This is a genomic window from Leuconostoc gasicomitatum LMG 18811, from assembly GCF_000196855.1.
Taxonomy (GTDB): domain Bacteria; phylum Bacillota; class Bacilli; order Lactobacillales; family Lactobacillaceae; genus Leuconostoc; species Leuconostoc gasicomitatum.
Genome location: NC_014319.1, coordinates 1,885,383 through 1,910,186, shown reverse-complemented (window position 1 = coordinate 1,910,186; position 24,804 = coordinate 1,885,383). Strand labels below are relative to the sequence as shown.

Annotated in this window: 26 protein-coding genes; 13 read left to right on the top strand and 13 right to left on the bottom strand. The window is 36.9% G+C overall.

Annotated elements, in window-relative coordinates:
- Positions 1–49: 49 nt before the first annotated feature.
- The 4 genes from LEGAS_RS09445 to argC are packed head-to-tail and all read right to left on the bottom strand — an operon-like array spanning position 50 to position 4,238.
- Positions 50–1,171, bottom strand: coding sequence for an aspartate aminotransferase family protein (locus tag LEGAS_RS09445; protein ID WP_013232068.1), 1,122 nt, complete (start codon positions 1,169–1,171; stop codon positions 50–52).
- 23 nt (positions 1,172–1,194) lie between these two features.
- A complete protein-coding gene (gene argB, locus LEGAS_RS09440; protein ID WP_010388970.1) occupies positions 1,195–1,932 on the bottom strand; it encodes an acetylglutamate kinase in 738 nt (245 codons plus the stop codon).
- 22 nt (positions 1,933–1,954) lie between these two features.
- Complete coding sequence (gene argJ / locus LEGAS_RS09435) at positions 1,955–3,169, bottom strand: bifunctional glutamate N-acetyltransferase/amino-acid acetyltransferase ArgJ (protein ID WP_013232067.1); 1,215 nt, start codon at positions 3,167–3,169, stop codon at positions 1,955–1,957.
- Between the two features lie 28 nt (positions 3,170–3,197).
- Positions 3,198–4,238, bottom strand: coding sequence for an N-acetyl-gamma-glutamyl-phosphate reductase (gene argC, locus LEGAS_RS09430; protein ID WP_013232066.1), 1,041 nt, complete (start codon positions 4,236–4,238; stop codon positions 3,198–3,200).
- A 195-nt stretch (positions 4,239–4,433) separates the two neighbouring features.
- On the opposite strand from argC, the gene LEGAS_RS09425 reads away from it, so the two are divergent.
- Positions 4,434–4,781, top strand: a complete 348-nt coding sequence (locus tag LEGAS_RS09425; RefSeq protein WP_010387127.1) for a PadR family transcriptional regulator — start codon at positions 4,434–4,436, stop codon at positions 4,779–4,781.
- Entirely contained in the window at positions 4,750–5,313 is a 564-nt protein-coding gene (locus LEGAS_RS09420) for a DUF1129 domain-containing protein (RefSeq protein WP_010387129.1), read from the top strand. The genes LEGAS_RS09425 and LEGAS_RS09420 overlap by 32 nt, the downstream gene beginning before the upstream one ends.
- Positions 5,314–5,341: 28 nt before the next feature.
- Here LEGAS_RS09420 and LEGAS_RS09415 read toward each other — a convergent pair whose 3' ends face one another.
- The gene (locus LEGAS_RS09415) at positions 5,342–5,848 is read right to left on the bottom strand and encodes a YbhB/YbcL family Raf kinase inhibitor-like protein (protein WP_010387131.1); all 507 of its coding nucleotides are present in this window, start codon (positions 5,846–5,848) and stop codon (positions 5,342–5,344) included.
- Positions 5,838–6,239, bottom strand: coding sequence for a hypothetical protein (locus LEGAS_RS09410; RefSeq protein ID WP_010387133.1), 402 nt, complete (start codon positions 6,237–6,239; stop codon positions 5,838–5,840). Before LEGAS_RS09410 ends, LEGAS_RS09415 begins: the two co-directional genes overlap by 11 nt.
- Before the next feature lie 97 nt (positions 6,240–6,336).
- On the opposite strand from LEGAS_RS09410, the gene LEGAS_RS09405 reads away from it, so the two are divergent.
- Positions 6,337–6,636: a hypothetical protein gene (locus LEGAS_RS09405; protein WP_010015736.1), complete on the top strand. Its 300-nt coding sequence runs from the start codon at positions 6,337–6,339 to the stop codon at positions 6,634–6,636.
- A gap of 154 nt (positions 6,637–6,790) precedes the next feature.
- Here the strand turns inward: LEGAS_RS09405 and LEGAS_RS09400 are convergent, their stop codons facing one another.
- Positions 6,791–7,507: a GntR family transcriptional regulator gene (locus tag LEGAS_RS09400; RefSeq protein ID WP_010387136.1), complete on the bottom strand. Its 717-nt coding sequence runs from the start codon at positions 7,505–7,507 to the stop codon at positions 6,791–6,793.
- A gap of 180 nt (positions 7,508–7,687) precedes the next feature.
- Here LEGAS_RS09400 and LEGAS_RS09395 point away from each other — a divergent pair, with 180 nt between their 5' ends.
- From LEGAS_RS09395 to dld, 9 genes are all read left to right on the top strand, one after another.
- Positions 7,688–9,070, top strand: a complete 1,383-nt coding sequence (locus LEGAS_RS09395) for a glycoside hydrolase family 1 protein (protein ID WP_013232065.1) — start codon at positions 7,688–7,690, stop codon at positions 9,068–9,070.
- Between the two features lies 1 nt (position 9,071).
- Positions 9,072–10,379, top strand: a complete 1,308-nt coding sequence (locus tag LEGAS_RS09390) for a PTS sugar transporter subunit IIC (protein WP_013232064.1) — start codon at positions 9,072–9,074, stop codon at positions 10,377–10,379.
- A gap of 18 nt (positions 10,380–10,397) precedes the next feature.
- Positions 10,398–10,721 carry a PTS sugar transporter subunit IIB gene (locus tag LEGAS_RS09385; protein ID WP_010387018.1) on the top strand — a complete coding sequence of 108 codons (324 nt, stop codon included), beginning with the start codon at positions 10,398–10,400 and terminating at the stop codon, positions 10,719–10,721.
- 1 nt (position 10,722) lies between these two features.
- Positions 10,723–11,037, top strand: a complete 315-nt coding sequence (locus tag LEGAS_RS09380) for a PTS lactose/cellobiose transporter subunit IIA (protein WP_013232063.1) — start codon at positions 10,723–10,725, stop codon at positions 11,035–11,037.
- Between the two features lie 213 nt (positions 11,038–11,250).
- Positions 11,251–12,582, top strand: a complete 1,332-nt coding sequence (locus LEGAS_RS09375; protein ID WP_010387021.1) for a dihydrolipoyl dehydrogenase family protein — start codon at positions 11,251–11,253, stop codon at positions 12,580–12,582.
- A 129-nt stretch (positions 12,583–12,711) separates the two neighbouring features.
- Positions 12,712–14,250: a DHA2 family efflux MFS transporter permease subunit gene (locus tag LEGAS_RS09370; RefSeq protein ID WP_013232062.1), complete on the top strand. Its 1,539-nt coding sequence runs from the start codon at positions 12,712–12,714 to the stop codon at positions 14,248–14,250.
- Between the two features lie 45 nt (positions 14,251–14,295).
- Positions 14,296–14,820 carry a PadR family transcriptional regulator gene (locus LEGAS_RS09365; RefSeq protein WP_010387025.1) on the top strand — a complete coding sequence of 175 codons (525 nt, stop codon included), beginning with the start codon at positions 14,296–14,298 and terminating at the stop codon, positions 14,818–14,820.
- 58 nt (positions 14,821–14,878) lie between these two features.
- On the top strand, positions 14,879–15,307 hold the full coding sequence (locus LEGAS_RS09360) for an OsmC family protein (protein ID WP_010387027.1): 429 nt from the start codon (positions 14,879–14,881) through the stop codon (positions 15,305–15,307).
- Between the two features lie 426 nt (positions 15,308–15,733).
- A complete protein-coding gene (gene dld / locus LEGAS_RS09355; protein WP_010387029.1) occupies positions 15,734–17,419 on the top strand; it encodes a D-lactate dehydrogenase in 1,686 nt (561 codons plus the stop codon).
- Positions 17,420–17,473: 54 nt separating this feature from the next.
- On the opposite strand, the gene LEGAS_RS09350 is transcribed toward dld, so the two are convergent.
- The 3 genes from LEGAS_RS09350 to LEGAS_RS09340 form a co-directional block, all read right to left on the bottom strand.
- Positions 17,474–18,136: a potassium channel family protein gene (locus LEGAS_RS09350; protein WP_013232061.1), complete on the bottom strand. Its 663-nt coding sequence runs from the start codon at positions 18,134–18,136 to the stop codon at positions 17,474–17,476.
- A 39-nt stretch (positions 18,137–18,175) separates the two neighbouring features.
- Positions 18,176–19,579 carry a TrkH family potassium uptake protein gene (locus LEGAS_RS09345; RefSeq protein WP_041771798.1) on the bottom strand — a complete coding sequence of 468 codons (1,404 nt, stop codon included), beginning with the start codon at positions 19,577–19,579 and terminating at the stop codon, positions 18,176–18,178.
- A gap of 212 nt (positions 19,580–19,791) precedes the next feature.
- The gene (locus LEGAS_RS09340; protein WP_013232059.1) at positions 19,792–20,391 is read right to left on the bottom strand and encodes a TetR/AcrR family transcriptional regulator; all 600 of its coding nucleotides are present in this window, start codon (positions 20,389–20,391) and stop codon (positions 19,792–19,794) included.
- 105 nt (positions 20,392–20,496) lie between these two features.
- Between LEGAS_RS09340 and LEGAS_RS09335 the strand changes: the two genes are divergently transcribed.
- Positions 20,497–20,991 (top strand): folate family ECF transporter S component, encoded by a 495-nt coding sequence (locus LEGAS_RS09335; protein ID WP_010390135.1) that lies wholly within the window; start codon positions 20,497–20,499, stop codon positions 20,989–20,991.
- A 96-nt stretch (positions 20,992–21,087) separates the two neighbouring features.
- Here LEGAS_RS09335 and LEGAS_RS09330 read toward each other — a convergent pair whose 3' ends face one another.
- The 3 genes from LEGAS_RS09330 to LEGAS_RS09320 all read right to left on the bottom strand — a co-directional run bounded on the left by LEGAS_RS09330 (position 21,088) and on the right by LEGAS_RS09320 (position 24,625).
- Complete coding sequence (locus LEGAS_RS09330) at positions 21,088–21,501, bottom strand: RrF2 family transcriptional regulator (RefSeq protein WP_013232058.1); 414 nt, start codon at positions 21,499–21,501, stop codon at positions 21,088–21,090.
- A 90-nt stretch (positions 21,502–21,591) separates the two neighbouring features.
- Positions 21,592–22,446 (bottom strand): NAD(P)H-binding protein, encoded by an 855-nt coding sequence (locus LEGAS_RS09325; RefSeq protein WP_013232057.1) that lies wholly within the window; start codon positions 22,444–22,446, stop codon positions 21,592–21,594.
- A 358-nt stretch (positions 22,447–22,804) separates the two neighbouring features.
- The gene (locus tag LEGAS_RS09320) at positions 22,805–24,625 is read right to left on the bottom strand and encodes a DHA2 family efflux MFS transporter permease subunit (protein WP_013232056.1); all 1,821 of its coding nucleotides are present in this window, start codon (positions 24,623–24,625) and stop codon (positions 22,805–22,807) included.
- Positions 24,626–24,804: the final 179 nt, after the last annotated feature.

Below are 24,804 nucleotides of genomic sequence, written 5' to 3'. Positions count from 1 at the left end.
GTTTAAACAACTACTAAAGTATATCAAGATTAAAAATAAATGTCAACACTTATTTTTCAGAAAGATATTTTTTAATTTTATCAAGTGATTCTAACAATTGTTCCGTTGGAATGGTCAGCGGAGGCAATAAGCGTAAGGTGTTCTGACCAGCTGATAAGACAATGATTTGTTCATTTAATAAATCGGAAACGACTTCATTTACAGGAATAGTTAAAGCTATACCAGCCATCATACCAAGACCACGAACATCGGTTACGACATTTAAATGATTGAATTCAGCTAATTTTTGCCATAATATAGTGATTTTTGTCTGCAATTCAGGTAATAGGTTGTCCAAGACGTCAAGGGTCACGTTGGCTGACGCCATAACTAAGGGATTGCCACCAAATGTTGATCCATGTGTACCATAGGCCAATGCGGGGGCTAATACATTTTTGGCAAGCATTGCACCTACTGGGATACCGTTAGCTAACCCTTTAGCACTTGTGAAAATATCCGGTTCAAAATTGTAATGTTCAAAAGCGAATTTTGTGCCTGTACGACCCATACCAGTCTGAACTTCATCAATTAGAATGAGAATATTATTATCATGGGCTAATTTGACAAGTGCTTTAACAAATTCAGGTTCGGCAGGAATGACACCACCCTCACCTTGAACTAATTCCAGCATAATAGCAGCAATATCATCTGTTAGGAGTGTTTTGACACTATTAATATCATTAAATACTGCGTATTCAAAACCAGCAAGCATTGGTAGTCCGGCGTGAATACTATCTTGTCCAGTAGCAGCCATTGCGGCGTAAGTACGGCCATGGAATGAATTTGAAAATGAAATGATGGTCGATTTTCCAGTTGCTAAGCGTGCTAACTTGATAGCAGCTTCGTTGGATTCAGCGCCAGAATTGGCAAAGTAAGCAGTGTAGCTGTCACCGCCAAGCTTTTCTGCAACTTGTTCTTGTAAAGGATTCAGGTACAAATTAGGTACGTGCCATATTTTTTCTGCTTGTTTTGTTAGTGCAGCGACAACTTTAGGATTATTAGCGCCGACATTATAGACGCCAATACCGCTTGATAAGTCGCTATAGGCTTGATTTTGGTCATCAAACCAAGTAGCGTTTTTTGCTGATACAAATGTGACTGGTGCACGATGATAGTTTGGAAATAGAGGCATTTTTATTCTCCTTAAAAATTTCGTTACAGTGTGACAATTGTGCCGGGATGAGTCACGGTATTTGTGATATGAACATTATGCACACCACGTTGAACGGCATCAAGGGCACTATTTATTTTAGGAATCATACCACCAGTGATAATATTTGATGTTTGTAGCTCAAGTGCTTTTTCTGGTGTTAATTCTTGTAGAATGTTGCCACTGACTTTAACGCCGGAAACATCAGTTAATAAATAAAGTTCGTCAGCTTGTAGGTATTTGGCAATAGCAGTAGCCGCATGATCAGCGTTAACATTGAGCCACTGACCATCATTTGAGATAGCTAATGGCGCAATAATAGGGACTAGATGTTGTTGCCACATATTATGAATGAGTTGTGTATTGACTTGATGAATAGCGCCAACGTAGCCATAAACATCTTGATCCAAAACATGACCAGTTAATAATTGGTTGCTACCGGCGTTTAGACCAATAGCTGACACCGCATTTTGACGAAACGCTTCAATAAGTGCAGGTTGCACTTGTCCCAACAAAGCCATTTTAGTGATATTAATACCATTTTGTGTGGTGAAACGAATGCCATTAATTTTTTGAATTGGTTCGTTGAGTTGTGCCATCAAAGATGAGATATGGTTACCACCACCATGAACTATGACAATTTTGGCATGCTGTTTTTGCCAGTTTTTGATTGTTTCAAAAAAGGCGGGTGTGAGTTGAGCGGCAGCAGTACCGCCAATTTTAATAACTATTTTTTTGGTCATGTGTCATCCTCCTACATGGTAATCATGTTGTGTAAAGTGCATTGATTTTAACGTATTCATAAGTTAAATCAGATCCCCATGCTTGACCATGAGCTGCACCATTGTGTAAATTAATAGCAATAGCAATATTTTTTTGTTCTAGTGATTGAGACATCACTTCCTGATTAAATTCAACCGGTGCGCCGGCTGTCATAACGGGTATATCGTTAAGCGCAATGTCGATTATATTTGGATTAATAGTCACATCACTGGCACCAATGGCTGCGATAATACGACCCCAGTTTGGATCTTTGCCAAACATCGCTGTCTTAACAAGAGATGAACCAACGACTTTTTTTGCTACCATACGTGCATCTAATTCGGAGTGGCCGTTATTAACTGTCACGGATAATAATTTTGTGGCGCCTTCACCGTCACTAGCAATGTCAATGGCAAGTGCTGTTGTTACAGTGTGCAACATGGTTTTAAAGTGATCGTAGTCCTCAGAGGCGGTTGTAATTGTTGCATTCCCAGCCAGTCCATTTGCCATAACGAGCACCATATCATTAGTGCTTGTGTCACCATCAATCGTAATTTGATTAAAGCTGGTTTCAACGTCGTCAGATAAAGCCTGTTGTAGTAAATCAGATGTCACACTAACATCTGTTGTTATAAAGCCAAGCATAGTTGCCATATTTGGATGAATCATACCAGAACCTTTGGCAACGCCACTCATTGTGACAAGATGACCACCAATATTGCTTTGGATAGTAATTGACTTTTCCTGCGTGTCAGTTGTCATAATAGCGTGAGCAAAGCCGTTCGTGTCGCCATCAATGTTGAGTTGATGAATACCGGCAACAACTTTATCAATAGGCAAAATTTGGCCGATAATGCCTGTGGAAGCAACACCAACTAAACTAGCGTCAATATTCAAAACTTTTGCAGTTGTTTCTTGCATGATTTTTGCGTGTTCGAGTCCAATGTTGCCAGTGACAGCATTAGCATTGCCGGAGTTCACGATAATAGCTTGTAATTCGCCATTTTTAATGGTGACTTTGTTGAGTTGAACTGGTGCTGCTTGTACTTGATTTGTTGTAAAGACACCCGCCACAGCAGCAGGTGTCTCACTGTAAATCCAACCAAGATCTTTTGATTTGTGTTTTAAACCGACATGTTGACCATCACCGTGAAATCCTAATGGTGCAGCAATGTCAGCAGTATTAAGTTGATGGATTTTTTGCAGTAATTCTGTCATAATGTTTTCCTGTTCATGAAAGTTTCTGTTAAGCGTACTGAGCTATTAATTGTAAACCAGTTGTCTCATCTAGGTTAAAAAGATGATTCATATTCTGAATTGCTTGACCAGCGGCACCTTTGATCATATTATCAATGACACTGACAATTGTGAGATATTTTGTATTAGGGTTATAGGTTAATCCAATATCTGCAAAATTGGTACCAACGACCTGTTTAATATCTGGTAGTTGATCTTTAGGCATGACACGCACAAATGGTTTATTTTTATAAGTGTCTTCAAAAATTTTTTGTAGGGTATCAGCTGATAATTGCTTGGTTAATTTAACATAAGCACTAACAAAAATGCCACGATTGATGGGGAGTAATGATGTTGTGAATTGGATATGATCAATGTTTGATTGCCAGTGTTTTAATTGTTGTGTAATTTCTGGGATGTGCTGATGGTGGTTTGGCTTGTACATGCTGAAATTTTCATTGACGTTGACAAAGTGACTTGATAAATTGAGCGATTTACCAGCACCTGAGAGGCCGCTTTTAGCGTCAATAACGATGTTTTCTTGATCTAATAATTGCTGCTGAGCAAGGGGTGCTAAGGCTAATAATGTTGCTGTAGCGTAACAACCAGGGTTTGCAATATAGTGACTATCATTTTGGTAAAAATCAGCGAGGCTATAATTAGCTTGATCTAATAAAGATTGCGGCGCAGGTGTCTTCTTGTACCAAACTTCATAGTCAGGGGCGTTAAGTCGAAAATCACCGGACAAATCAATTACCGGAAAATTAGCTTCAATAAATTGTTGTACCAAATCCTTTGACACACCACTAGAAGTGGCAAAAAAAACTAAATCAGTAGACTGCATAATATGCAAAGGATCAAAAGGGGTTGGCGCTATTTTATACATAGATTGCAGATGTGGGTAACTGACGCTAATATCTTCTGAATCGTTTGAGGTATTATGGATTGACACAACATGAACGGTAGGATGATTATGTAATAAGCGCAGCAATTCAAGACCGCCGTAACCGGTAACACCGACAATTGCGACATTGATTATTTTTTTATTCATGTTGTGCCTCCTTGAGTAGTTAATGTTATAAATATAAACCTATATGTATTTAAATACAATTAGTATGCAACATTTACATGGATATAAATGAATTAATGCATAAAAAACCATTAAAATGCTATCTTGCAAAACGAGGTAGGCAATGTTAAACTATGTCAAACAGCTACATTGTTTTACAAGTTAGAGGAGAGACACGTGTCAAAACTTAATACACAACTATTAAAAGGCACACTAGAAGGTGCGATGTTGCTCATCATTTCTCGTGAGGAGTTATATGGGTATGTTCTAAATCAAAGGCTACAGGAATCAGGATTTGACACAGTATCTGACGGCACAATCTATCCCGCGTTACAAAAATTACAACGCGAAGGATATATTGTCGGTGAAATGAGAAAATCACCCGAAGGACCAGCACGGAAATATTTTAAAATAACAGCTGATGGGAGAACACATTTGCAGTTGTTTATTGAAACATGGTCGCAATTAAAACAAAATATGGAGGGATTAATTGATGAGAATCAACGACGTTATTGGGGAAAATAATGAGTTACAAAAACAGTTGAACATGATGAATACTGCGTATTATGAACAAGTTGTCATTTATGGACGTATGCAGGGCGCGTTAAAGTCAGATCAATTGGTAGAAGCCATGTTATTAGATATTTTACGAGATATATTGGATGCACAACGTGATGGCCATGATGCGCAAGCTATTTTTGGGGATGCACATGATTTGGTTGTTAATACCTTATTAGAAATACCTGATATGAATTTGTTCATCTTATTAAAACAATATTGGTTAGCAGTAGTGGCTTTTATGTTATTAAGTTTGAGTGAACCTATTTTTAATATATTAAGAGACCAGGTTTTTTATGGTGGGAAGATGGTTATAAGTTTCATGATATCAGCTATTATATTAGCGATATTATATCGTTACCGTGAGTCCATTGCCACAGCAGTTATACATGTTGATCGACGCATTGTTTATTTTGGGTTAGCTGGTTTTATTGCCCATATGTTTATTATGACGTGGACAACAAACCTAGTACAAAATCTTTGGGTAATTCATTTCTAAATCAGAAAAAAACACTTCCGAAGAAGTGTTAGGCACGTGCAGGTAATTCTAAAATTGCTCTGGCTAAAACATGACCATTGCTTTTTGTACGCAGTTCATTGAGGAAAAAGCCGTCTTCAATATCAAGTGTTGTGTCAAGCGCAAACACACTGAGGGTATAGTTATGTGTTTTATCTGGTGGCATAGGGCCGATGTAAGCTTGATTAATTACTGGATTAGCTGGTTCGTTGGCTTTTTTTACCATATGCCATGTTGAATTCGTACCAGAAATGCCTTTGTGTGTAGCACGGAGATTTTCAGGAATGTCATCGACAGGCAAATTAGCTGCTAGCCAGTGAATCCATGGAAATCCAGTAACTGGTACGGCATCATAATCAATCAGGCTAATAGATAGAGATTGTGTGCCCTCAGGGATATCATGAATGATCACGGGAAAGTTTACCGTTGGCATATCATTTGTTCGGTAAAGCATCGGTGCATGCTTGGCATATTTATCGGGAATCAAACCATTTTCTAAAGTGACGTTAATTTTCATGTTGTTCTCCAATTAAGTTTTTCTTTGTTTGTGCTAAATGTGCCCGAACTGTTATATTCATCTGTTTATTATGCACGCGTATGGTATTTATGGCTGTGATAATTGCTGCAGTTCGCTCGTCAGCGTCTTTAATGGTAGCTGTTTCAGATTGTACATGTTTTGCAAAACGATCAATAAAAGCCATTTGTAGTGTTGGTTCATCAGCGCGAAGCGTTTCTGCTGCAGCAGTTTGTTTATCACTTTCCAATTGAGAAATGGCATCAAGATAGCCTGTGAAAAAATCATCTGCCACCGTTGTATTTTCCCAAGTAATGGGTTCATTTGGTGCATACTCTGGTTCAGTGGTAGTTGTATCTGAATTTTTCTTTTTAAATAAGTTAAAGAATGACATAGTTTAAACCTTTCATATAAAATATTTATAACTTTATTGTACCGAACATTTGTTTTATTTGGTACAATAAATTTAACATTTAAATCTGGGGAAAATTATGTCAGCACGTAAAACGGTATTTAATGACAAACAACGCATTCTGAGACTCTACTCAGCATTGATTAGTCGACGAGCCTTATCTATTGAAGAAATCGAAGATATGTTTTTTATTGGTCGAAAAACCGTACAACGTGATATTTCTGAAATCCGTGCTTTTTTGCATGACTTGCAAGTTGGTGAGTCAGTTCAATCAGAAATTGTATATGACCGTAATTTGAAAAAATATAAATTAACCGAGATGGAAAATCTTTTCCGTGTTTTTGATAAAATTAATCAGATCGATGAGGATGAACGTTGACTATTTGCCACGTTGTTTAAATCATCGGAAACGACCACGTATGGCATATACGTGGTCGTTTTTTATTTTCGATAATTGTTGTAGAATCACCCCAAAAAAGAGCGCGTTGATTTTAATGATGAGAAATATAAAGTATGTACTAAATTAATTATTTTTATGATAAAGGCACTTTATTGAAAACAACAATACTACCTTTATCATATCGATGGCGTGTATGAGAATATTCGAATATACGCCCGTCCTTTAAGCTCACTGTTTGAGTAATTTGTAGAATAGGATCTTCTTTCAAGCAATCAAGGTATTTTATATCATCATCAGTTGCTTTATCTGCACTTATACGCCGAACAGCACTTCCTATCGCCATTTTTAAGTCGTTTTGAATGAATGAAAAGATTGAGTGTTCAGCTACTTCTTGAGTTAAGTTTGAAATAACAGATAGCGGCATAATTGATTTAGTGAGCTCATATGGCTCTTGATCTAATTTTCTTAAACGATAAATGTCGTAAACAGGCACTGTTGTTGAAATGTTTAGTTGTTTGCTTTCTTCATTAGTTGGCAGCCGAATTTCAAAATGTAAAACTTGAGTGGACACGTCGGCTTTTCCGGAAAAAAGTTGCGTTGTGCCACCATATTGTGATGAAATGATGTCTAATGCAGAAGAATAGGTAGGGGATACAAAGGTACCACTACCTTGTTTTCTAATAATTAAATTATCGTTAAAAAGCATGTCTAAAGCTTTTTGGATAGTTACACGAGAAGTGTTGTACTCACTAGCAAGATCAGTTTGCCTAGGCAATGCTTCGCCAGGTTGATAATTGCCATCTTCTATTTTTTGTCGTAAATGTTTTGCTATTTCTTGGTATAAACTCATTGCTAGGATATCCTTTTAAAAGTAATTAATCAACACTATATTAACATATTTTTTGGATATATACATGTATTTTAAATATGTAAATATAATTAAATAATTTGTATTGACAAATTATTTAATTGAGAGATAATACCTGTATAAAGCCAATTATAAATTAATTACAGAGAGGTGAGATAGTTTATGAGTGAAAAAAATTTTTTGTGGGGTAATTCTGTTTCAAGCATGCAAACTGAGGGTGCTTGGAATGTAGACGGAAAGGGCCCGTCTGTTTATGATGTAAAAGCAGCCGATGAGAAATCTAGTGATTGGAAGGTGGCGATTGATGAGTATCACAGATATGATGAAGATTTTGAATTGATGGCAAATGCTGGAATGAATTGTTACCGCTTTCAAATTTCGTGGTCACGTGTAATCCCTGATGGCGATGGTGAAATAAATGAAGCGGGATTGCAGTACTATGAACGCTTTATCGATAGTCTAATCAAACATGATATTGTTCCTGTTGTTTGTCTATATCATTTCGACATGCCGTTGACCTTGGCAAAAAAATTTAATGGTTTAATTAGTGATCATGTCAGAGAAGCATTTGTTCGGTTTTCCAAGATTGTTATTGAGCGATTTTCTGAAAAAATTCAGTATTGGATACCCTTTAATGAACAAAATTGTATGACTTTTGAAGAAGGATTTCAAAACTCTGGTTATCTATCTGGATCAAAAAGTATCCAAGATTTATACAAAATTTCTGCCAATTCATTAATTGCTTATGCTAAGATTGCTGATTTTGTCCATAGTTTCCCTAATATGAAAGTTGGCGGTATGGTTGCTTACCAAGAAATGTACCCTGCTTCTCAATCGCCAGAGGATGTGATGTACACGCGTAAAGCAATGGAGTTTGTTAATGAAGATTTTTTAAGTTTCTTTGCTACTGGCCAACGTTCTCCGGAAGTAATCAATTACATGAAACGCAATAATTTGTCATCACTTAATGATGATATCAACCAATGCTTGTTAGATTATCCTAATATGACTAGCGATTTTCTAGCTTTTAGTTATTATTATAGCTTAGTTATTGACAGTCAGTTAATTATTGACAAAACTGAACCAAATCATTTTATGACACAAGGAAAGATTACGAATCATCATTTAGAAACATCAGATTTTGGTTGGCAGATTGATGCCGTTGGTTTTAGAAACACGATTATAAAAATGCATAATCGATTTATGTTACCGGTGTTTCCCGCCGAAAACGGGATCGGCGCTTTTGAGACATGGCATGGTACCGGCAGAATAGAAGATGACTACCGCATTGCGTATCATAAGGACCATATTAATGAAATGATGAAGGCGATACAAATAGATGGTGCTAATGTTATGGGCTACTTAGGTTGGGGGTTAATAGATATCCCTAGTTCCAAAGGGAATGTTGAAAAAAGATATGGATTTGTGTATGTTAATCGTAGTAATCATGACATTAAAGATCTGAAAAGAATTCCCAAAAAAAGCTACTTTTGGTTTAAAGAATTTATACAAGAAAAAAACACAGTATTGAGAAAGGCGTACTGAAATGACAAATAAAAGTCTTTGGCAAAAATTCATAGATAGATTTACACGTATTTCTATAAAAATAGGCAATCAAATACACTTGAGATCTCTAAGGGATGCTTTTGCAATGATTATGCCACTATTTATTCTTGCAGGTTTGGGTGTATTAATTAATAATGTTTTCTTCCCACTCTTCTTAAAAGGCACTTCGCTGGCAAATTTTCAAACATTTGGTAATCTGATTGTTAACGGAACCTTAAACATTGCAGGTTTGATCATTGCCCCAGTAGTTGGTTATTGTTTGGCACGAAATCGTAACTATAAAAATGCGCTTGGCGCAGCCATCGTGTCCTTAGCAGGATTGATTGTGGTAATGCCTGTAACACTGCAAGCATTACCAATCAATGGTAAGAAAGCCGTCGATATTTCTGGTTTTTTATCTTATAGTAATATTGGTGTTACTGGCATGTTCGCCGGCATTATTATTGGATTAATTGCTGCTGAATTATTTATTAAATTATCTAAAATTGAAAAAATAAAAATTAACTTAGGGGAAAATGTGCCACCAGCCGTTAGTGAATCATTTTTAACCTTAATTCCTACCATAGCTGTCATCTCCCTTTTGGCCATCATTTCTGCAATATTGTTTGTTGGATTCCACACTGATTTAATTAAACTAATTACTACGCTGATCCAAGAACCATTGCGTCGCGTAAATACTAGTTTACCGGGATTTTTATTAATATATTCAGTGGGAAATCTCCTGTTTGGATTTGGTATTCATCAAGCGGTTATTAACGGTACTTTGTTAGATCCTGTGTTGCTTATTAACACAAATAAAAATATGCAAGCTTTTGCTGCTGGAGATCATGTGCCTTATATTATTACCAGTGTTTTTCGAGACACGTTTGGTATGATGGGGGGGACAGGTAGTACCATTTGTTTGCTAGTCGCAACGTTTTTATTCTCTAGAGTAAAGGCTAGTCGTGAGGTGACAAAACTGTCAATTGTTCCCGGAATTTTTAACATTAATGAACCCGTCATCTATGGCTATCCTATTGTATTCAATATTCCGCTACTTATACCATTTGTATTAACGCCAATCATATCATTGCTAATTGCTTACTATGCGACTGTGTTGGGGTTAATGAACAAGACCGTTGTGTTAGTACCTTGGACCACACCACCATTGATTAATGGCTTCCTAGCAACTGGCGGTGATTGGCGAGCTGTTCTTGTGCAATTATTAAGTTTCATTATTGGTGTGCTGTTCTACATACCATTTATGAAAATCAGTGAACAGGTTTTGTTAAAACAGAATCAAGCATAAAAAAGGAGAATACTTCTGATGTCTACAAAAAATATTATGTTATGTTGTGTGGCAGGAATGAGCACTAGTTTACTAGTGAATAAAATGAAGAAAGCAGCGACTGAATTAGAAAAAGATGTCGTTATATTTGCCACATCAGTTTCTGGGTTTGATCAAGAATTGGCTAGTCGAGAGGTTGACTGTGTCATGTTAGGACCCCAAGTCAGCTATATGGAAAAAGATTTTAAAGAAAAACTCAAGGACAAAAATACGCCACTAAGTGTGATTAATATGCAGGACTACGGCATGATGAATGGCGAAAAGGTTTTATTGCAGGCATATGAATTGATGGGAGGGGAGTAATATGGATGACCAGTATCTCAACGTCATCATGGGTATCATCATGAATGCTGGCAATGCAAAGGGATTAGCACATGAAGCTCTTGAATCTGCAAAACAAAACGATTTTGAAAAAGCGAATCAACTGATGGCAGAATCTAACCAGTCATTGGCAGAGGCTCATAATGTTCAAAGCGAGATGTTAACAAAAGAAGCACAAGGTGAGCATACCGAGATGAATTTATATATGGTTCATGCACAAGATCATTTAATGACGGCTATAACCTATCAAGATCTGGTAAAAGAATTAATAACATTATACAAAAAGAATGCACAATAGAACTACGCTAACTAGTTGTGCCATGACATTTTATTTTGTCAGGTGAGGTAGTGTGTTATTAAAAGAACTGACCAATCAACTCGATCAACGATAATCTATCTGAAAGCAAATTCATGTAACTTTATTCAATGCGGTTTATACTATAGATAATGTGGATGTTAAACAATTAGTGGTTTAACGCTGATCCTTAGAATGCCATTAGGAGGTTAGTGAATGACAAATCAATATGATTATGATGTTTTGTATCTTGGTAGTGGACATGGCACATTTGATGGTGCGATTCCGTTAGCGCAATCAGGTGTTAAAGTTGGCGTCATTGAAGCTGATATGATTGGTGGTACGTGCCCTAATTATGGTTGTAACGCTAAAATAACGCTTGATGCACCGGTAGTGTTAACGCGAGCAGCAGAACGATTGTCTGGCATTGTTCAGGGCAACCTGAACATTGATTGGGCGCAAAATGAGGCGCATAAAGAAACTGTTATTAATGGCTTGCCAGATATGATTGGTGGTTTGCTAACTGATTCTGGAATCGATGTGATTCACGGCCGTGGTGTGTTTGAAGATAATCACACGATTGTTGTTGCTGGTAAATCAGTCACTGCTGATAAAATTGTCATTTCAACTGGTTTAAGGCCTCATCGTCTTGATATTTCTGGTTCTGAACTAGCGCATGATAGTCGTGAGTTTATGTCGTTAAAGACTCTGCCACAGAAAATAGCCATTATTGGATCGGGCTATATTAGCATGGAATTTGCGACAATTGCAAATGCAGCTGGCGCTGACATTACTGTGCTTATGCATGGCGAACATGCCTTGCGACAGTTTCATGCTCCCTACGTTGACAAAGTTGTCACTGATTTAAAGCAACGTGGTGTAACATTTATTTCAAATGCGGCCGTTACTGCATTTGAACAAAATGGTGATCAAATGCAGGTGATATATGGTGACAACAAGTCTTTGTCAGTTGATTGGGTATTAGATGCTTCGGGTCGTGTACCAAATGTGGATAACATTGGTTTAGAAACACTTGGGTTGACCCACACTAAGTCAGGTATTCCTGTAAATGACTATTTGCAAACAAATATTGATAATATTTATGCATCGGGTGATGTGATTGATAAAACACAACCTAAATTGACACCAACAGCCATTTTTGAATCAACGTATCTTTTCAAACAATTTTCTGGTCAAACAAAGGCACCAATTCATTATCCTGTTGTGCCATCAGTTGTCTTTACGTCACCAAGAATTGCGCAAGCAGGTATGTTGGTACAAGATGCTGAAAAAGGAGATTATGTGGTACAACAAACTGATCTCACAACAGATTGGTATCGCCAAGTTGACAACGAAACACTTGCTGATAATACATTGATTTTTGATCAACAACACAATTTAGTTGGTGTTACTGAAGTCAGTGAGCAGGCTGAAAACGTGATTAATACGTTATTGCCAGCTATTGAATTTAAATTTGGACCGGATGAAATTGGCAGATTAATTCATTTATTTCCTTCGATTGGTATGGCAACATGGGGACAATTATAAAAATAGAGTAGTTATATCATTTTTGAACAGCGGGAGCTGTTTTTTTTATGATGTAATTTTCAAAAAAACTTGACATCTTTATTAATGTTGTTTATATTAACTATATTAATATAAACGAGGAATTGAAAGATGAAAACAAAGTTTTTAACAGTTCTATTTGTACTTGGTTTATTCATATGCATGTTGGACACGACGATTATGAATGTCAGTTTACCTACTATTAGTAACGCTTTGCATGTTGGATTGGACGACATATCGTGGGCATTAAATGTTTATCTCATTTTGTTTGCAGCGTTGACGATACCATTGACACGTTTGGCAGAAGTATACGGTATCCAAAAAGGCTTTTTACTGGGCGTCATTTTGTTTGGGATGGGATCGATAGTGTCGGCCGCCGCACCAGCTCTTAATATCTTATTAATTGGCAGAGCAATTCAAAGCATTGGGGCAGCAATAGTATTTCCGTTAGCTATGACACTGGCTATTAGCTTAGTGAATGATGACCATCGAACGGGGATGATAGGAATCTTAGGGATTACACAAGGAATTGTTGGCGCACTTGGACCGACCATTGGCGGTATTGTGACACAATTTTTGGGTTGGCGTTGGATTTTTTTAATCAATGTGCCATTAGTTATTATTATGCTTGTATTGGGCATGATCTATCTCACACTGAAACATGAAGTGCAACATAAACAACGTTTAGACGTTTGGGGCGCAATACTCAGTATTATTTTTTTGTCCAGCTTATCGATTGGTCTCATTCAAGGGCGAGTCTGGGGATGGCATGCTTGGTTAACTATCACATGTTTTGGTTTGAGTAGCATGAGCTTTATATTATTTTTAATTGTAGAACAACGCAGTGTTAATCCAATGGTACCACTGCAATTATTCAAGAATCGCGTATTTTCAATTTCGGCTATCATTATTATTTTAAGCAATTTATTTTTAGTAGCCACGACGGTAATTTTACCAACTTATTTCACAAGTATTGCTGGGTTTGATGCACTACATGCATCTTTATTAGTCGCACCAATATCGTTGGCTATTTTTATATTTTCACCAATTTCGGGATTTGCCCAAGCCATTATTCAACCAAAATGGTTGCTCACTTTGGGATTTTTAATCATGACTTGCGGTTATCTGTGGCTGGCAAACGGTGCGCTAGTTAATCAAACACAAACCATTCTATCTGGCACAATGGTGGGCATGGGCTACGGCTTAATAGCTGGACCAATATTAGTGATAGCCGCCGGTAGCTTGCATGGTAAATTATTAACGGCTTCACAAAGTGTCACAAGTGTTTTACGTCAAGTTGGTGCTATGCTGGCGGTTGCTATATTTATAACGAGTTTGTATGGCAATTTGGCGCTATCAAAAAAACAGTCACAATCTTATGCAGAAAGCAGTGTCAACAAATTGGCAATACCGAGTGAACAAAAAATAACTATGATCGGCAAAATAGCACATAAATCACATGATGATCACTTTATTCAAACAGATACTACTGCGTTACCACGAGAGATATCGGATAGTATTAAGGACATTGAAATACACACTACTGTACTGTTACGGTCATCTTTTGAGAAGCTTTATGCGATTTCTGTGCCGTTTTTATTAATGTGTGCGGTGTTAAGTTTATTTTTGAAAGAAAAACAACCGTTATAAATGTCGTGTATAATATTTAATAACGAACAGAAGGCAGGTAAAATTATGTCAATGAAGGGCAGAGAAGTCATTTTAGGCATTTTGCAGGGGGGATCACATACTGGTTATGAAATTAATGATATTTTACAGACACGATTAAGTCATTTTTTTGATGCGACTTTTGGCATGATTTATCCGACTTTAAAAAAGTTAGAAGCCGAAAAATTAGTGACTAAACAACAAATATCACAAACTGATCGACCAAATAAGAACATTTATACGATTACAAAAGCAGGGCAAGCAGCATTTTCAAAAGCCATTAGCGAACCGACTTCGGATGAAATTTTCAAATCTGATTTTTTGATGCATCTTTATTTTAGCCAAGATTTACCAACAGAACAGGTGGCTTTATTTTTTAAAGAAGAGATTTCACGTAAAGAAGCTAAATTGGCAACACTGCAAGCACAATTGGCAACGTGGTTAGAAAATGGCATGACAGATCGACAGCAGATAACGTTTGATTATGGTATTGCATATTATACAGCAACACTAGAAGTTTTAAAGAAAGCAGCAAAATCAATAGCCAGCTAATAGAATGTGAACCTGCTACAATAATCTTGTAAGAGTACATCGTTAGCAAGGAGATATTATGACAAATAAAAGCTTATATCATACTGAAATTGAAAATACAGCTGGCTTAGTTGGTCGCGTCAAAACGATTATAACTAAGGATCTCAGTGTTCAGACTAGTGGCCCTTTGAGTGATGAACCCGGTACTAATCCGGAACAACTATTAGGGGCGGCGTTAGCCACTTGCTTGAACGCAACAATTGAGGCGGAAGAAAAGCGGAGACAACTAGAACATAAGAGTGTTGTTCGTGTCGGTGTAGACATGGCACGTGATACACAAGGATTTCAGTTTTTTGTTACAGCACAAGTAAAATTACCACATGTCAGTCGTCAAGAGGCGGAAGACATGTTGGCAATTGTCGCGCAGCGTTGTCCTGTATCTAAATTGTTATCTGGCAGTTCGAATGTTCAGATTGTGTTGGTTGATGATTTTAATGTTATGTCATAAACTGATCAAAGCTTAAATTAGCAGAGAATATGACGTGAAAATTTCTAACTGTAGTGATAGGTAACTAGCAAGCGTTGCATAGGCGTAAAATTCATTGATGAATAAAAAATAATGACATATGTCGAAATATAATTAAAAACAAGGGAACCTAAACCTAAAGCGTTGTTTGAGGTGTCCTTGTTTTAATTTGCTTAGTAATTATAATAAATGTTATTCCAATTATACATACCATACGTGTGCGCTGAACATATTAAAAAATTGTGCTGTCATTCACAAAATGATAAAATGTATATTTAAAATTGCAATTAATGTCATAAAAGTGCCCAAAGTCTTTTAAAATCGACTTTTTTAAAACCAAAGTGGTATAGTGTAAATATACTATGTTTTGAAAGTTATTCAAAACATAAATTTTTATGGGGGTTTATTATGACAACTGTTCAAGAATTGACAGAAATTGTTGGTAACAATCACATCATCACTTCAGCTTCAAAATCATTGCGCTATCGAAGTGGATACCGTAGTGGGCAAGGTGATGCGTTGGCGGTTGTACTGCCTGGTAATATGATGGAGTTATGGCAAGTATTGAAAGTACTACATGCCCATAATACAATTATTATTATGCAAGCATCTAATACCAGCTTAACTGAAGGATCAATTCCGGCACCAGGCTACGATCGTGAATGTGTTGTGGTTAATGGGACACGAATTAAAGGTGTGCAATTGATTAACCATGGTGAAGAAGCACTTGCTTTTCCAGGTACAACGCTATTTAAACTCGAAAACGCATTAAAAGCGATTAATCGAGAACCACATTCAGTTATTGGGTCATCCAATTTAGGGGCATCTGTCATTGGTGGTATCAATAATAATTCTGGTGGTGCATTGATTCAACGTGGGCCAGCGTATACAGAATTATCATTGTATGCTCAAATTGACGCAAATGACGAATTGCATCTCGTGAATCATTTAGGCATTGACTTAGGAGAGACGCCTGAGGAAATGATTAATAATCTCGAAAATCGTAATTTTGATATTGATAAAGTTAAAAAAGACGAAAAGCGTGTGGGACACAATCGCGACTATGAAGCCCGTGTACGCAATATTGGATCACATACACCAACGCGTTATAATGCTGATCCTAACGAATTATATGAAGTTTCCGGTGCCTCTGGTAAATTAGCAGCTTTTGCTGTTCGCTTGGATACATTTCCTAAAGAAGGGGCTTCACAGGTGTTTTACATTGGCACGAATGAGCCTGCAGTGTTGGAAAAATTGCGGCGCCATATTTTATCTGAATTTAAGAATTTACCTGTATCTGGGGAATATATGCATAAAGAAGCATATGATTTAGCTAAAAAATATGGCAAAGATTCACTGCTTGTGATTGATACAATAGGGACGAATATGTTGCCGTATTTGTTTAGTTTGAAGTCAACAGCTGAACGTATATTAGGTCATATTCCGACCTTTAAACCCTACTTTCCTGATCGTTTATTGCAACATGTAGGTCAAGTATTTCCAAATCAGTTGCCAAAAAGAATTGAAGCCTATAGCGACAAGTATGAACACTATTTGCAATTAAAAATGGTTGGTGATGGCATTGATGAAGCACGTCAATATTTGAAAGAATTTTTCAAAACTGAGTCAGGGGACTATTTGGAATGCACGCCTTCGGAGGCAGATCGAGCTGCAACGCATCGTTATGTCACAGCTGGTGTCGCTATTAGATATCAAGAAGTCTTCCAAAATAAAAAATTGGATATTTTACCATTAGATATTGCTTTACCTCGTAATGAGTTTGATTGGTTTGAACATTTGCCAAAGGAAATTGAAGATAAAATTGAACATAAGTTGTATTATGGCCATTTTCTAGATCATGTGATGCATCAGGATTACATTTTAAAGCCAGGTGTTGATCCACATGAATTGAAATTAGAAATGTTGAAATTGCTTGATAAGCGTGGGGCTATTTATCCTGCCGAACATAATGTTGGTCATTTGTATCATGCCGCTTCAACATTAGTGAGTCATTATAAGCGTAATGATCCGACTAATAGTTTCAATCCAGGTGTTGGTTTGACGACCATGGAAAAATACTGGGGTAATTACTAATTAATAAAAATACCAAAAATGTTTTTTAACATTTTTGGTATTTTTATTGTTTATTTAATTATTAGTCATTTGATCAAAATCATCAACCATGTCTTTTGGTCCCACAACAGATAAAATATCTTTATGATGTATTTTATATTTTGAATCGGGCGCAACAATCACTTCGCCTTCATGACGCACGGCAATGACATTCAAACCGAATTTTTTGTGAATATTTAGTTCGGAGATGGTTTTTCCAGTAAAGGTTGGATTGACAATCTGAACCTCTGCCATTGAATAATCATCAGATAATTCAATAAAATTTAACATATTTGGCGCTAGGAGTTTACGACCAATACGTTCACCCATTTCTCGTTCGGGCTGGACAACCAAGTCAGCACCGATTTTTGTTAAGACGCGTAAATGGGTGCGGTTTTCGGCTTTTGCGATGACATTTTTAGCACCGAGATCTTTTGCATTGATGGTAGCTAAAATGCTTGCTTGCATATTATGACCAATGGCAATGACCACATGATCAAAGCTCGCAATATCTAATTTTCGTAAAACGTCATCTTCTTGTGCGTCAGCGATAACAACTTGAGTCGCAATATCACGATATTCATTAACGTGTTCTTCACTGATATCAATACCAAGTACGTCTTGTCCATTGGCGATAAGGGTTTCAAGTAACGCACCGCCAAAGCGGCCGAGTCCAATGATAGCATAAGTTTGGCGCATAATGAGCATCTCCTAAATTTCTATAACATAGCGATTAAACTAACCGATAATGACTGATTCTTCTGGGTATTGGTATGGTGCGTGATCTGAATGTACGTTTAGAATTGAGAACATGACCGTGTAGACTCCTACACGGCCAACAAACATAGTTAGCATAATAACACATTGTCCAAAAATATTTAAGTGTGGTGTGAGACCAAGTGTTAATCCAGCTGTTGCAAAGGCACTGACAACTTCAAAAATGATATATTCTAACCCGTATTTGGAATCAGTACCTTGTGTTAACATGAGTAAAAATGATAAAACACCTAAGAAAAGCAGTGATACAAATATCAGTAAGAGCGATCGTGAAATATTTTCGTTTGTCAACCGACGATGTGCAAACGTAACATCTTTTTTGCCGCGTAAAGCAGCATGTGTTTTAAGTAGTAAGACACCCAATGTTGTTGTTTTGATACCACCAGCCGTTGAACCAGGTGTACCACCGATATACATCATCATAATTGTTAACAAAATTGTAGCAGGTGCCATTTGACTGAAACTAAATTGTGAAAAGCCAGCTGTACGATAAGAAATTGACATAAAAAGGGTATTTGTAACCCGATTAAATTCAGATAAATGTGGTGCAATAGCTAAATTACTTTCAGTTAATTCAAATAATAGCCAGCAACCAATAATCAGCGCACCAGTCATCATAAGCGCGAGTTTTGAATGTAAGGTTAGTTTGTGTGAATGGCGATAAAGTAGGACATCACGCCAGACTAAGAACCCTAAGGATCCGGCGACAATCAGAGCAGCAATAATAAGTAGAATCCAAGGTTGGTTAGCATAGGCCATATCACCAGCTGGTAAAATTGAAAATCCAGCGTTACCAAAGGCTGAAATAGCGTGAAAAACAGCATAGAATAAGCCACGCTTGAGACCAAAGTCATGGACGAAAAAAGGGGTTAACAGGATGGCGCCAACAATTTGAATAATAACTGATAACTTAATGACGTAACCAAAGACGGCTCTTGTATCGTAAAGGCTCTCTAAGCTATAAACTTCTTGAACCATCATTTTATCACGTAAATTCATTTTTCGGCGAGTTGCCGTAAAAAGTAAAACCGAAAAAGACATGAAGCCTAGAGCACCAATTTCAATTAAACACATGATCACAATTTGCCCAAAAACTGTCCAATGTGTTGCTGTATTAACGACAGTTAAACCTGTGACAGAGGCAGCTGAAGTTGCGGTAAATAAGGCATCCATAAACGAATGACCCATGTCGCCATTATAGCTAAAAGGTAGCATGAGTAGCAAAGCACCGACAGTGATGACTGATAAAAATCCTAACGTTAAACGTTGTGGCATAGAGAGCCGCGACAGAAATGTGCGTCGTTGGGATTGGTTATGAAATTTCTTCATTTCTGCTGCAGTTGGGAGCTCTATTTTTCGTGACATATTTTACTTAATTCAACTTCCTTTGTATTAAAAGTGAGGATTTAACTATTTTAACATGCTTTATTTCATTATACACGTTATAAAGTTATGGATTGATGCCAAGTAAAATAGTCTGTACGATTTATGATTTTGGATGATGATTGGGGCGGTGATAGTGCTGCTTTCAGGATACAATTGAAAGTACACATTAAAGGTCTAATAAATGTCAATTTTTAAGAAAGTTGTTGCATAAACATGTGAAATTGATCGTCAATTTGTTGCGCTGTTAATGTGCCAGTTAATGCTACTATACTCATTCCCTCAATGAGTAACATAAAATTGTCAGCAATTATTTTTGTATCATGACAAGTTACTTTATTTTGTTTGACACCAAGATCTAAAATGGCGCGCACAGTTGCTTTAGTTGCGTTTGTTTGTTTTTGTTTTAACCTTTTATCACAATCAGCATGATGGGTGAATGAATATTCATACATTGCGCGAAGTAGCGAAGGTGCACCGTTTATATGGTTGATCAATCTATTTTTGTGTTCGCCAAGATAGACACGTATTAATTGGTCGAAAGATGGTTCATTTTTGACAGCTTCACGAATATCATCAAATTGGCGTACAGAACGTTGTGTGATTGTTTCAAAAAAAATGTCATCAGTGGCACGAAAATATAAATAAATACCACCACGACTAATACCACATGCATCAATAATATCTTGCATGGTGACATTTAAAAAACCTTTTGTCGAAAAAACTTTTTGAGCACCAGCAATAATTATTGCTTTTTTAGATTCACGTCGCTTGTTTGGCATTATTTCATTCATAAAAACACGCTTTCTAAATTTAATATGACATGAGTGTCATTACGTAGTATAATTCATTTTATAAAATGACACAAGTGTCATTATAAGAAAAGGGGACTTGTATTTATGAACTTATCTATCCAGAAGGTAACAGGAGTTGCGATGCTGATTGCAATTAACATTATATTGGGTAAAATCAGTGTTGGGCCTGCATTTGCTGCGGTCAATTTTGGCTTTATATCATTGGTTTTAGCGGGTTACTTATACGGTGTTAAATTAACGATGTTAGCTGCTGTTTTAGCTAATCTGCTGGCTTTTACGATTATGGGTAGTGGGGCGTTTTCGTTTTGGTTTGTCATACCGGCTGCCATTGCAGGTGCAACGTACGGACTATTACATAAACCATCTTTATTTCGTATCTTCATCGTTAATATAGTTGTTGTTGTAGGGGTCAGTTTTTTATTTAATACGCGTTTAATTGCCTATGTTTACCATTTAAATTATGAGGCATTGTTGACGACAAGAATATTCAAGATGATTACGAGTCTCATTGTGCAAGTTATAGTAACTTATATGTTATTGAATCACACTGCTATGATTAATTTAAAAAAGCAGCGATGATCGAAATTTTATAATAGACAATGCACCAGTTAAAAAAGCTATAAATCTTTTAATGGTCATTGTCTAAAACAATCATAAAGGATCTGCAGCTTTTGTCTATTTTAAAATATCTTGAATCACATGAGCTAGTGAAATGGTTTTCATATGGTCATAAGCAGCAGTTTCAATACCATCATAAAATTGATTTAATGTATCTTGAATATGCCCGCCGACTAAACAGTTGGGGTTTGTTTTAGGGTCAATATGTAGTAACTTATGCGTCATATTGATAGCGCAATAAACAGCATAAATACTTATATCATTTGGTGATTTTGCTAGCTCTGGCGCTGCTATACCTTGATGTGTTGTTAACAAGTTTGCTGCCCGTAAGTCAAGCATTAAATTACGCACAACGCTGGCATTTGAACCAATACTTGCTGCAATGGCTTTGCTAGATAAATCATGTTGTTTAAATATCTCAATATAAGCTAAAATGTGTATTGCATCGCTTAATTTATATGAAACGCGCATATTCTCATCCTATCAGTTAGTTATTCAAGCATTATAGCACAGTTATGAGGCGCAAAAAAGACATCTGATTAACGATGCCTTTTGATGATTTTAGTTTCGAGCCAGAATTTCTTTGAGTGCTGTTGGTAGTGGTGTTAAGTCGCGTCCCAAAATGTCGGCTAAATCCGTTGAAATTATAGCCAATGAACCTTCATCAATTGGTGATTGAAATGAAGCAAACATCGTTGCCAAATCGTGTGGCAAACCGCCTTTTTCCAATGTTGTAACATAGTCTGCCAGTGTTTCTTTTGTCACTGTAATTTTTTCTTGTGTTGCTTGCGCTAAGGCTAAACCAAGTGATTCATAATCATTGGCAGGTCCGGAAAATTCATAAATTGCCTTTGGTGAATCGCTGACAAGTACTTTAATAGCAGCTTCAGCATATTCGCGTTCTAAAGCCCATCCAGCACGGCCAGATGCCCAGTAGGAGGTGGCATGTTGGCTGGCACCCGCGGTGATAAATCCCATTTCGTTTTCAAGATACCAGTTATTTCTCAATAATGAGTATGGCAGACCGGATGCAACCAATGCGTGTTCAGTTACAAGATGATCGCTAGCCAGCGCGCTAATTGACTTGTCTGCTTGAGCAAAACTTGTATAAGCTACAAATGAGACATTGTTAGCTACTAAAGCAGCAACAACATTTTGATGCTGTGTTTCACGTGGAACCGGGCCACCGGGTTGAGACGAAATAAACAACACACGATCGACACCAGAGAATGCACGTGTCATTGAAGATTTATCATCATAATCTGCTTCACGTACATCAGCACCGGCAAATAATTCGCGCGCTTTTTCAATGTTTCTAGCAATGACAACAATATCTTTGACCGCGACTAATTCTTGTAGGTAGTGGTAAGCTAATTGGCCAAAGTGACCTGTTGCAGCGGTAATTGCGTATTTCATGGTATTTTTTCCTTTTCTATTATCTATACAAGTATTATAGCACAACTTGTTGTTTATAAAACAACAAGTTGTTAAAACAATTAAGTGTGCTTGTATAATTAAGTCAAATCAAAAATATATTCTATAAAGTGCAGGTCATGTCCGACACTCAATTTAGCAATTGAAGCATTAATTGGGTGAGTTTTTGTCAAATATGTGACTATTAATTTTAGAATGCGTATTGGATGGGTATAGGGTCTATGACAATCAGTTTGGATACTAGCTGCTTGTCAATGCCCATCTTTTGGATTGTTTACTATCTGATTATCTAAAAGGTTTCAAGTTAATAACACTTAAAAATACTAAATTGTATAACAGATTAATCAGTCACACGTCTATCTGAAAACAAAGCAATAGGTGAACACAGAACTAGCATGATAGCACAAATAAGGTAAGTTTTACTAAATGCCTGACTCAATTGTATGTTTTTCTGTTGTTTAATTTGATGTAGCACATTTTGCAGTTCAATTTTTTGCGCTAACAGTTGAATAGCTGTTGACACCTTGTTTTGACCATTTTCAAGTGTTGTGCTGCCACTTAGTAGCGCATCAATGATAGCAGTTAGTTGGGTATTGGAAACAGTTAAATGACTTGTTTTTCTGAGTGATTCGGTCAATTGACGATTGCCAGTGCTTAGTTTTTGTGCAGCATCATAGAGCGTTCTATAGTCTGTACCTGGTTCTGGAATAGGTAAATTACTTTTATCTGAGGCAGCTGCTTTAAGTTTATTCGTCAGTTGAGCTTGCTTAGCCGCGTAGTCAGTATTTTTGCTGTCATTATTTGAAAATAGTGATTTAATTTCTGTTGTTGCTACGTTTCTAACAGTATCCGATATATTTTTGCTGTTAACAGCTGCAATTGCAGTGTCTCTGATATTGTTTTTAGCAGTAGCAACATTTGCATTGAGTATTGTTACTAAAACAGCAATTCCTAAGCACATACCAATTTGACGAGCAGAATTAGCAATGCCAGATCCGGTACCTGTTTTAGCTTGCGGCAAATGTTTAACTGAGGATACATAGGATACAGTGGAAAATCCAAATCCGGCACCGCTAATAATTAAGAATACAATCATTACTGCTCGAGAAGTATCTGTGGTTATTAATGATAGCGTTAAAAAGCTCGCTGATATGAGTAATATACCAATAAAATTAACAGGGTTAGTACCAATTTTGTCGGCTAATTTGGTGCCTAGTGGCATACCGACAACGATTGCTAGAGAAACTGGAATAATGGTTAATGCTGAATGCAAGGCAGTGTAGTTTAAAACATTTTGTAAATAGTAATTAAAAATAACACTTGGGACCACCAAAGCAAAACCAGTGATTAAATAAACAATGCTTGAAGCTGTGAATGTTTTTTCACGGAAAAGGTTGAATTCAACGATAGGAGATGACGCTTTGAATTCCACGAAGATAAATAGTATTATGCCAATAATACCAGCACCAAAACTTGATAAGATTAAGGTTGAGGTCCAACCGTATTCTCTGCCTTCCAGTAGACCAAATGTTACACCACCTAACATTAGTGTTAACATTAGCATGCCCAGTATATCGAAGTTACCAGTCAAGGTGTCGTCATAGGATTCACTTGTAAAAATGAGTACAAGTAGGAAAGCGATGATGCCAATTGGCACATTTAAGCCAAAAATCCAATGCCACGAAGTATATTCTAAAATAATACCACCGGCTGCAGGACCACTAGCCGCGGCAAGGGCCGTAAACGCACCGACAACAGCAGCGATCTTAGATATGTTTTGTTTCCCTAAAAGATGAGTACCTATTGGTAAGACGAGTGGTGTGATAATCGCACCGCCAATACCTTGGAAAAATCTAAACACGAGTAACATGGACAGTGAATTAGCATACATACAAGCTGCAGAAAATAAGGTGAAGCAAGCTAACCCCAGTAACATGATTTTTTTTCGGCCAAATTTATCAGCTAATTTAGTCGCAGAAATCATAAATACAGCAAGTGCCAATGCGTAAATCGTTGCCACCCAACTGGCACCAGATAAATTAGTGTTGAATTCTGTCATGAGTTTAGGTAGGGCAATGTTAACGATTGTACTATCTAGTGTTCCCATAAACATGGCAATGATCAGACCGCTAAAACCAAATAATTTTCCTGTTCTACTCATGAAAGGACCCCCGCTTTGAATAACATTGTTAATTTCCTCCTTTTGCACTACTTAATGTGTAGTCCTAATTTTTGTCACTTGTGTGACATCAATGTATAGTGTACGCTAAACATAGTGAAAGAAACGTGATATGAATACTATTTTAACTAGTGACTCATTTTCAAAAATGTGTGAATCAT

Bases quoted from the DNA above. Each gene is read 5' to 3' on its own strand.
- LEGAS_RS09445 (WP_013232068.1), bottom strand. From the start codon at position 1,171: ATGCCTCTATTTCCAAACTATCATCGTGCACCAGTCACATTTGTATCA.
- argB (WP_010388970.1), bottom strand. From the start codon at position 1,932: ATGACCAAAAAAATAGTTATTAAAATTGGCGGTACTGCTGCCGCTCAA.
- argJ (WP_013232067.1), bottom strand. From the start codon at position 3,169: ATGACAGAATTACTGCAAAAAATCCATCAACTTAATACTGCTGACATT.
- argC (WP_013232066.1), bottom strand. From the start codon at position 4,238: ATGAATAAAAAAATAATCAATGTCGCAATTGTCGGTGTTACCGGTTAC.
- LEGAS_RS09420 (WP_010387129.1), top strand. From the start codon at position 4,750: ATGAGAATCAACGACGTTATTGGGGAAAATAATGAGTTACAAAAACAG.
- LEGAS_RS09415 (WP_010387131.1), bottom strand. From the start codon at position 5,848: ATGAAAATTAACGTCACTTTAGAAAATGGTTTGATTCCCGATAAATAT.
- LEGAS_RS09410 (WP_010387133.1), bottom strand. From the start codon at position 6,239: ATGTCATTCTTTAACTTATTTAAAAAGAAAAATTCAGATACAACTACC.
- LEGAS_RS09405 (WP_010015736.1), top strand. From the start codon at position 6,337: ATGTCAGCACGTAAAACGGTATTTAATGACAAACAACGCATTCTGAGA.
- LEGAS_RS09400 (WP_010387136.1), bottom strand. From the start codon at position 7,507: ATGAGTTTATACCAAGAAATAGCAAAACATTTACGACAAAAAATAGAA.
- LEGAS_RS09395 (WP_013232065.1), top strand. From the start codon at position 7,688: ATGAGTGAAAAAAATTTTTTGTGGGGTAATTCTGTTTCAAGCATGCAA.
- LEGAS_RS09390 (WP_013232064.1), top strand. From the start codon at position 9,072: ATGACAAATAAAAGTCTTTGGCAAAAATTCATAGATAGATTTACACGT.
- LEGAS_RS09385 (WP_010387018.1), top strand. From the start codon at position 10,398: ATGTCTACAAAAAATATTATGTTATGTTGTGTGGCAGGAATGAGCACT.
- LEGAS_RS09380 (WP_013232063.1), top strand. From the start codon at position 10,723: ATGGATGACCAGTATCTCAACGTCATCATGGGTATCATCATGAATGCT.
- LEGAS_RS09375 (WP_010387021.1), top strand. From the start codon at position 11,251: ATGACAAATCAATATGATTATGATGTTTTGTATCTTGGTAGTGGACAT.
- LEGAS_RS09370 (WP_013232062.1), top strand. From the start codon at position 12,712: ATGAAAACAAAGTTTTTAACAGTTCTATTTGTACTTGGTTTATTCATA.
- LEGAS_RS09365 (WP_010387025.1), top strand. From the start codon at position 14,296: ATGTCAATGAAGGGCAGAGAAGTCATTTTAGGCATTTTGCAGGGGGGA.
- LEGAS_RS09360 (WP_010387027.1), top strand. From the start codon at position 14,879: ATGACAAATAAAAGCTTATATCATACTGAAATTGAAAATACAGCTGGC.
- dld (WP_010387029.1), top strand. From the start codon at position 15,734: ATGACAACTGTTCAAGAATTGACAGAAATTGTTGGTAACAATCACATC.
- LEGAS_RS09350 (WP_013232061.1), bottom strand. From the start codon at position 18,136: ATGCGCCAAACTTATGCTATCATTGGACTCGGCCGCTTTGGCGGTGCG.
- LEGAS_RS09345 (WP_041771798.1), bottom strand. From the start codon at position 19,579: ATGTCACGAAAAATAGAGCTCCCAACTGCAGCAGAAATGAAGAAATTT.
- LEGAS_RS09340 (WP_013232059.1), bottom strand. From the start codon at position 20,391: ATGAATGAAATAATGCCAAACAAGCGACGTGAATCTAAAAAAGCAATA.
- LEGAS_RS09335 (WP_010390135.1), top strand. From the start codon at position 20,497: ATGAACTTATCTATCCAGAAGGTAACAGGAGTTGCGATGCTGATTGCA.
- LEGAS_RS09330 (WP_013232058.1), bottom strand. From the start codon at position 21,501: ATGCGCGTTTCATATAAATTAAGCGATGCAATACACATTTTAGCTTAT.
- LEGAS_RS09325 (WP_013232057.1), bottom strand. From the start codon at position 22,446: ATGAAATACGCAATTACCGCTGCAACAGGTCACTTTGGCCAATTAGCT.
- LEGAS_RS09320 (WP_013232056.1), bottom strand. From the start codon at position 24,625: ATGAGTAGAACAGGAAAATTATTTGGTTTTAGCGGTCTGATCATTGCC.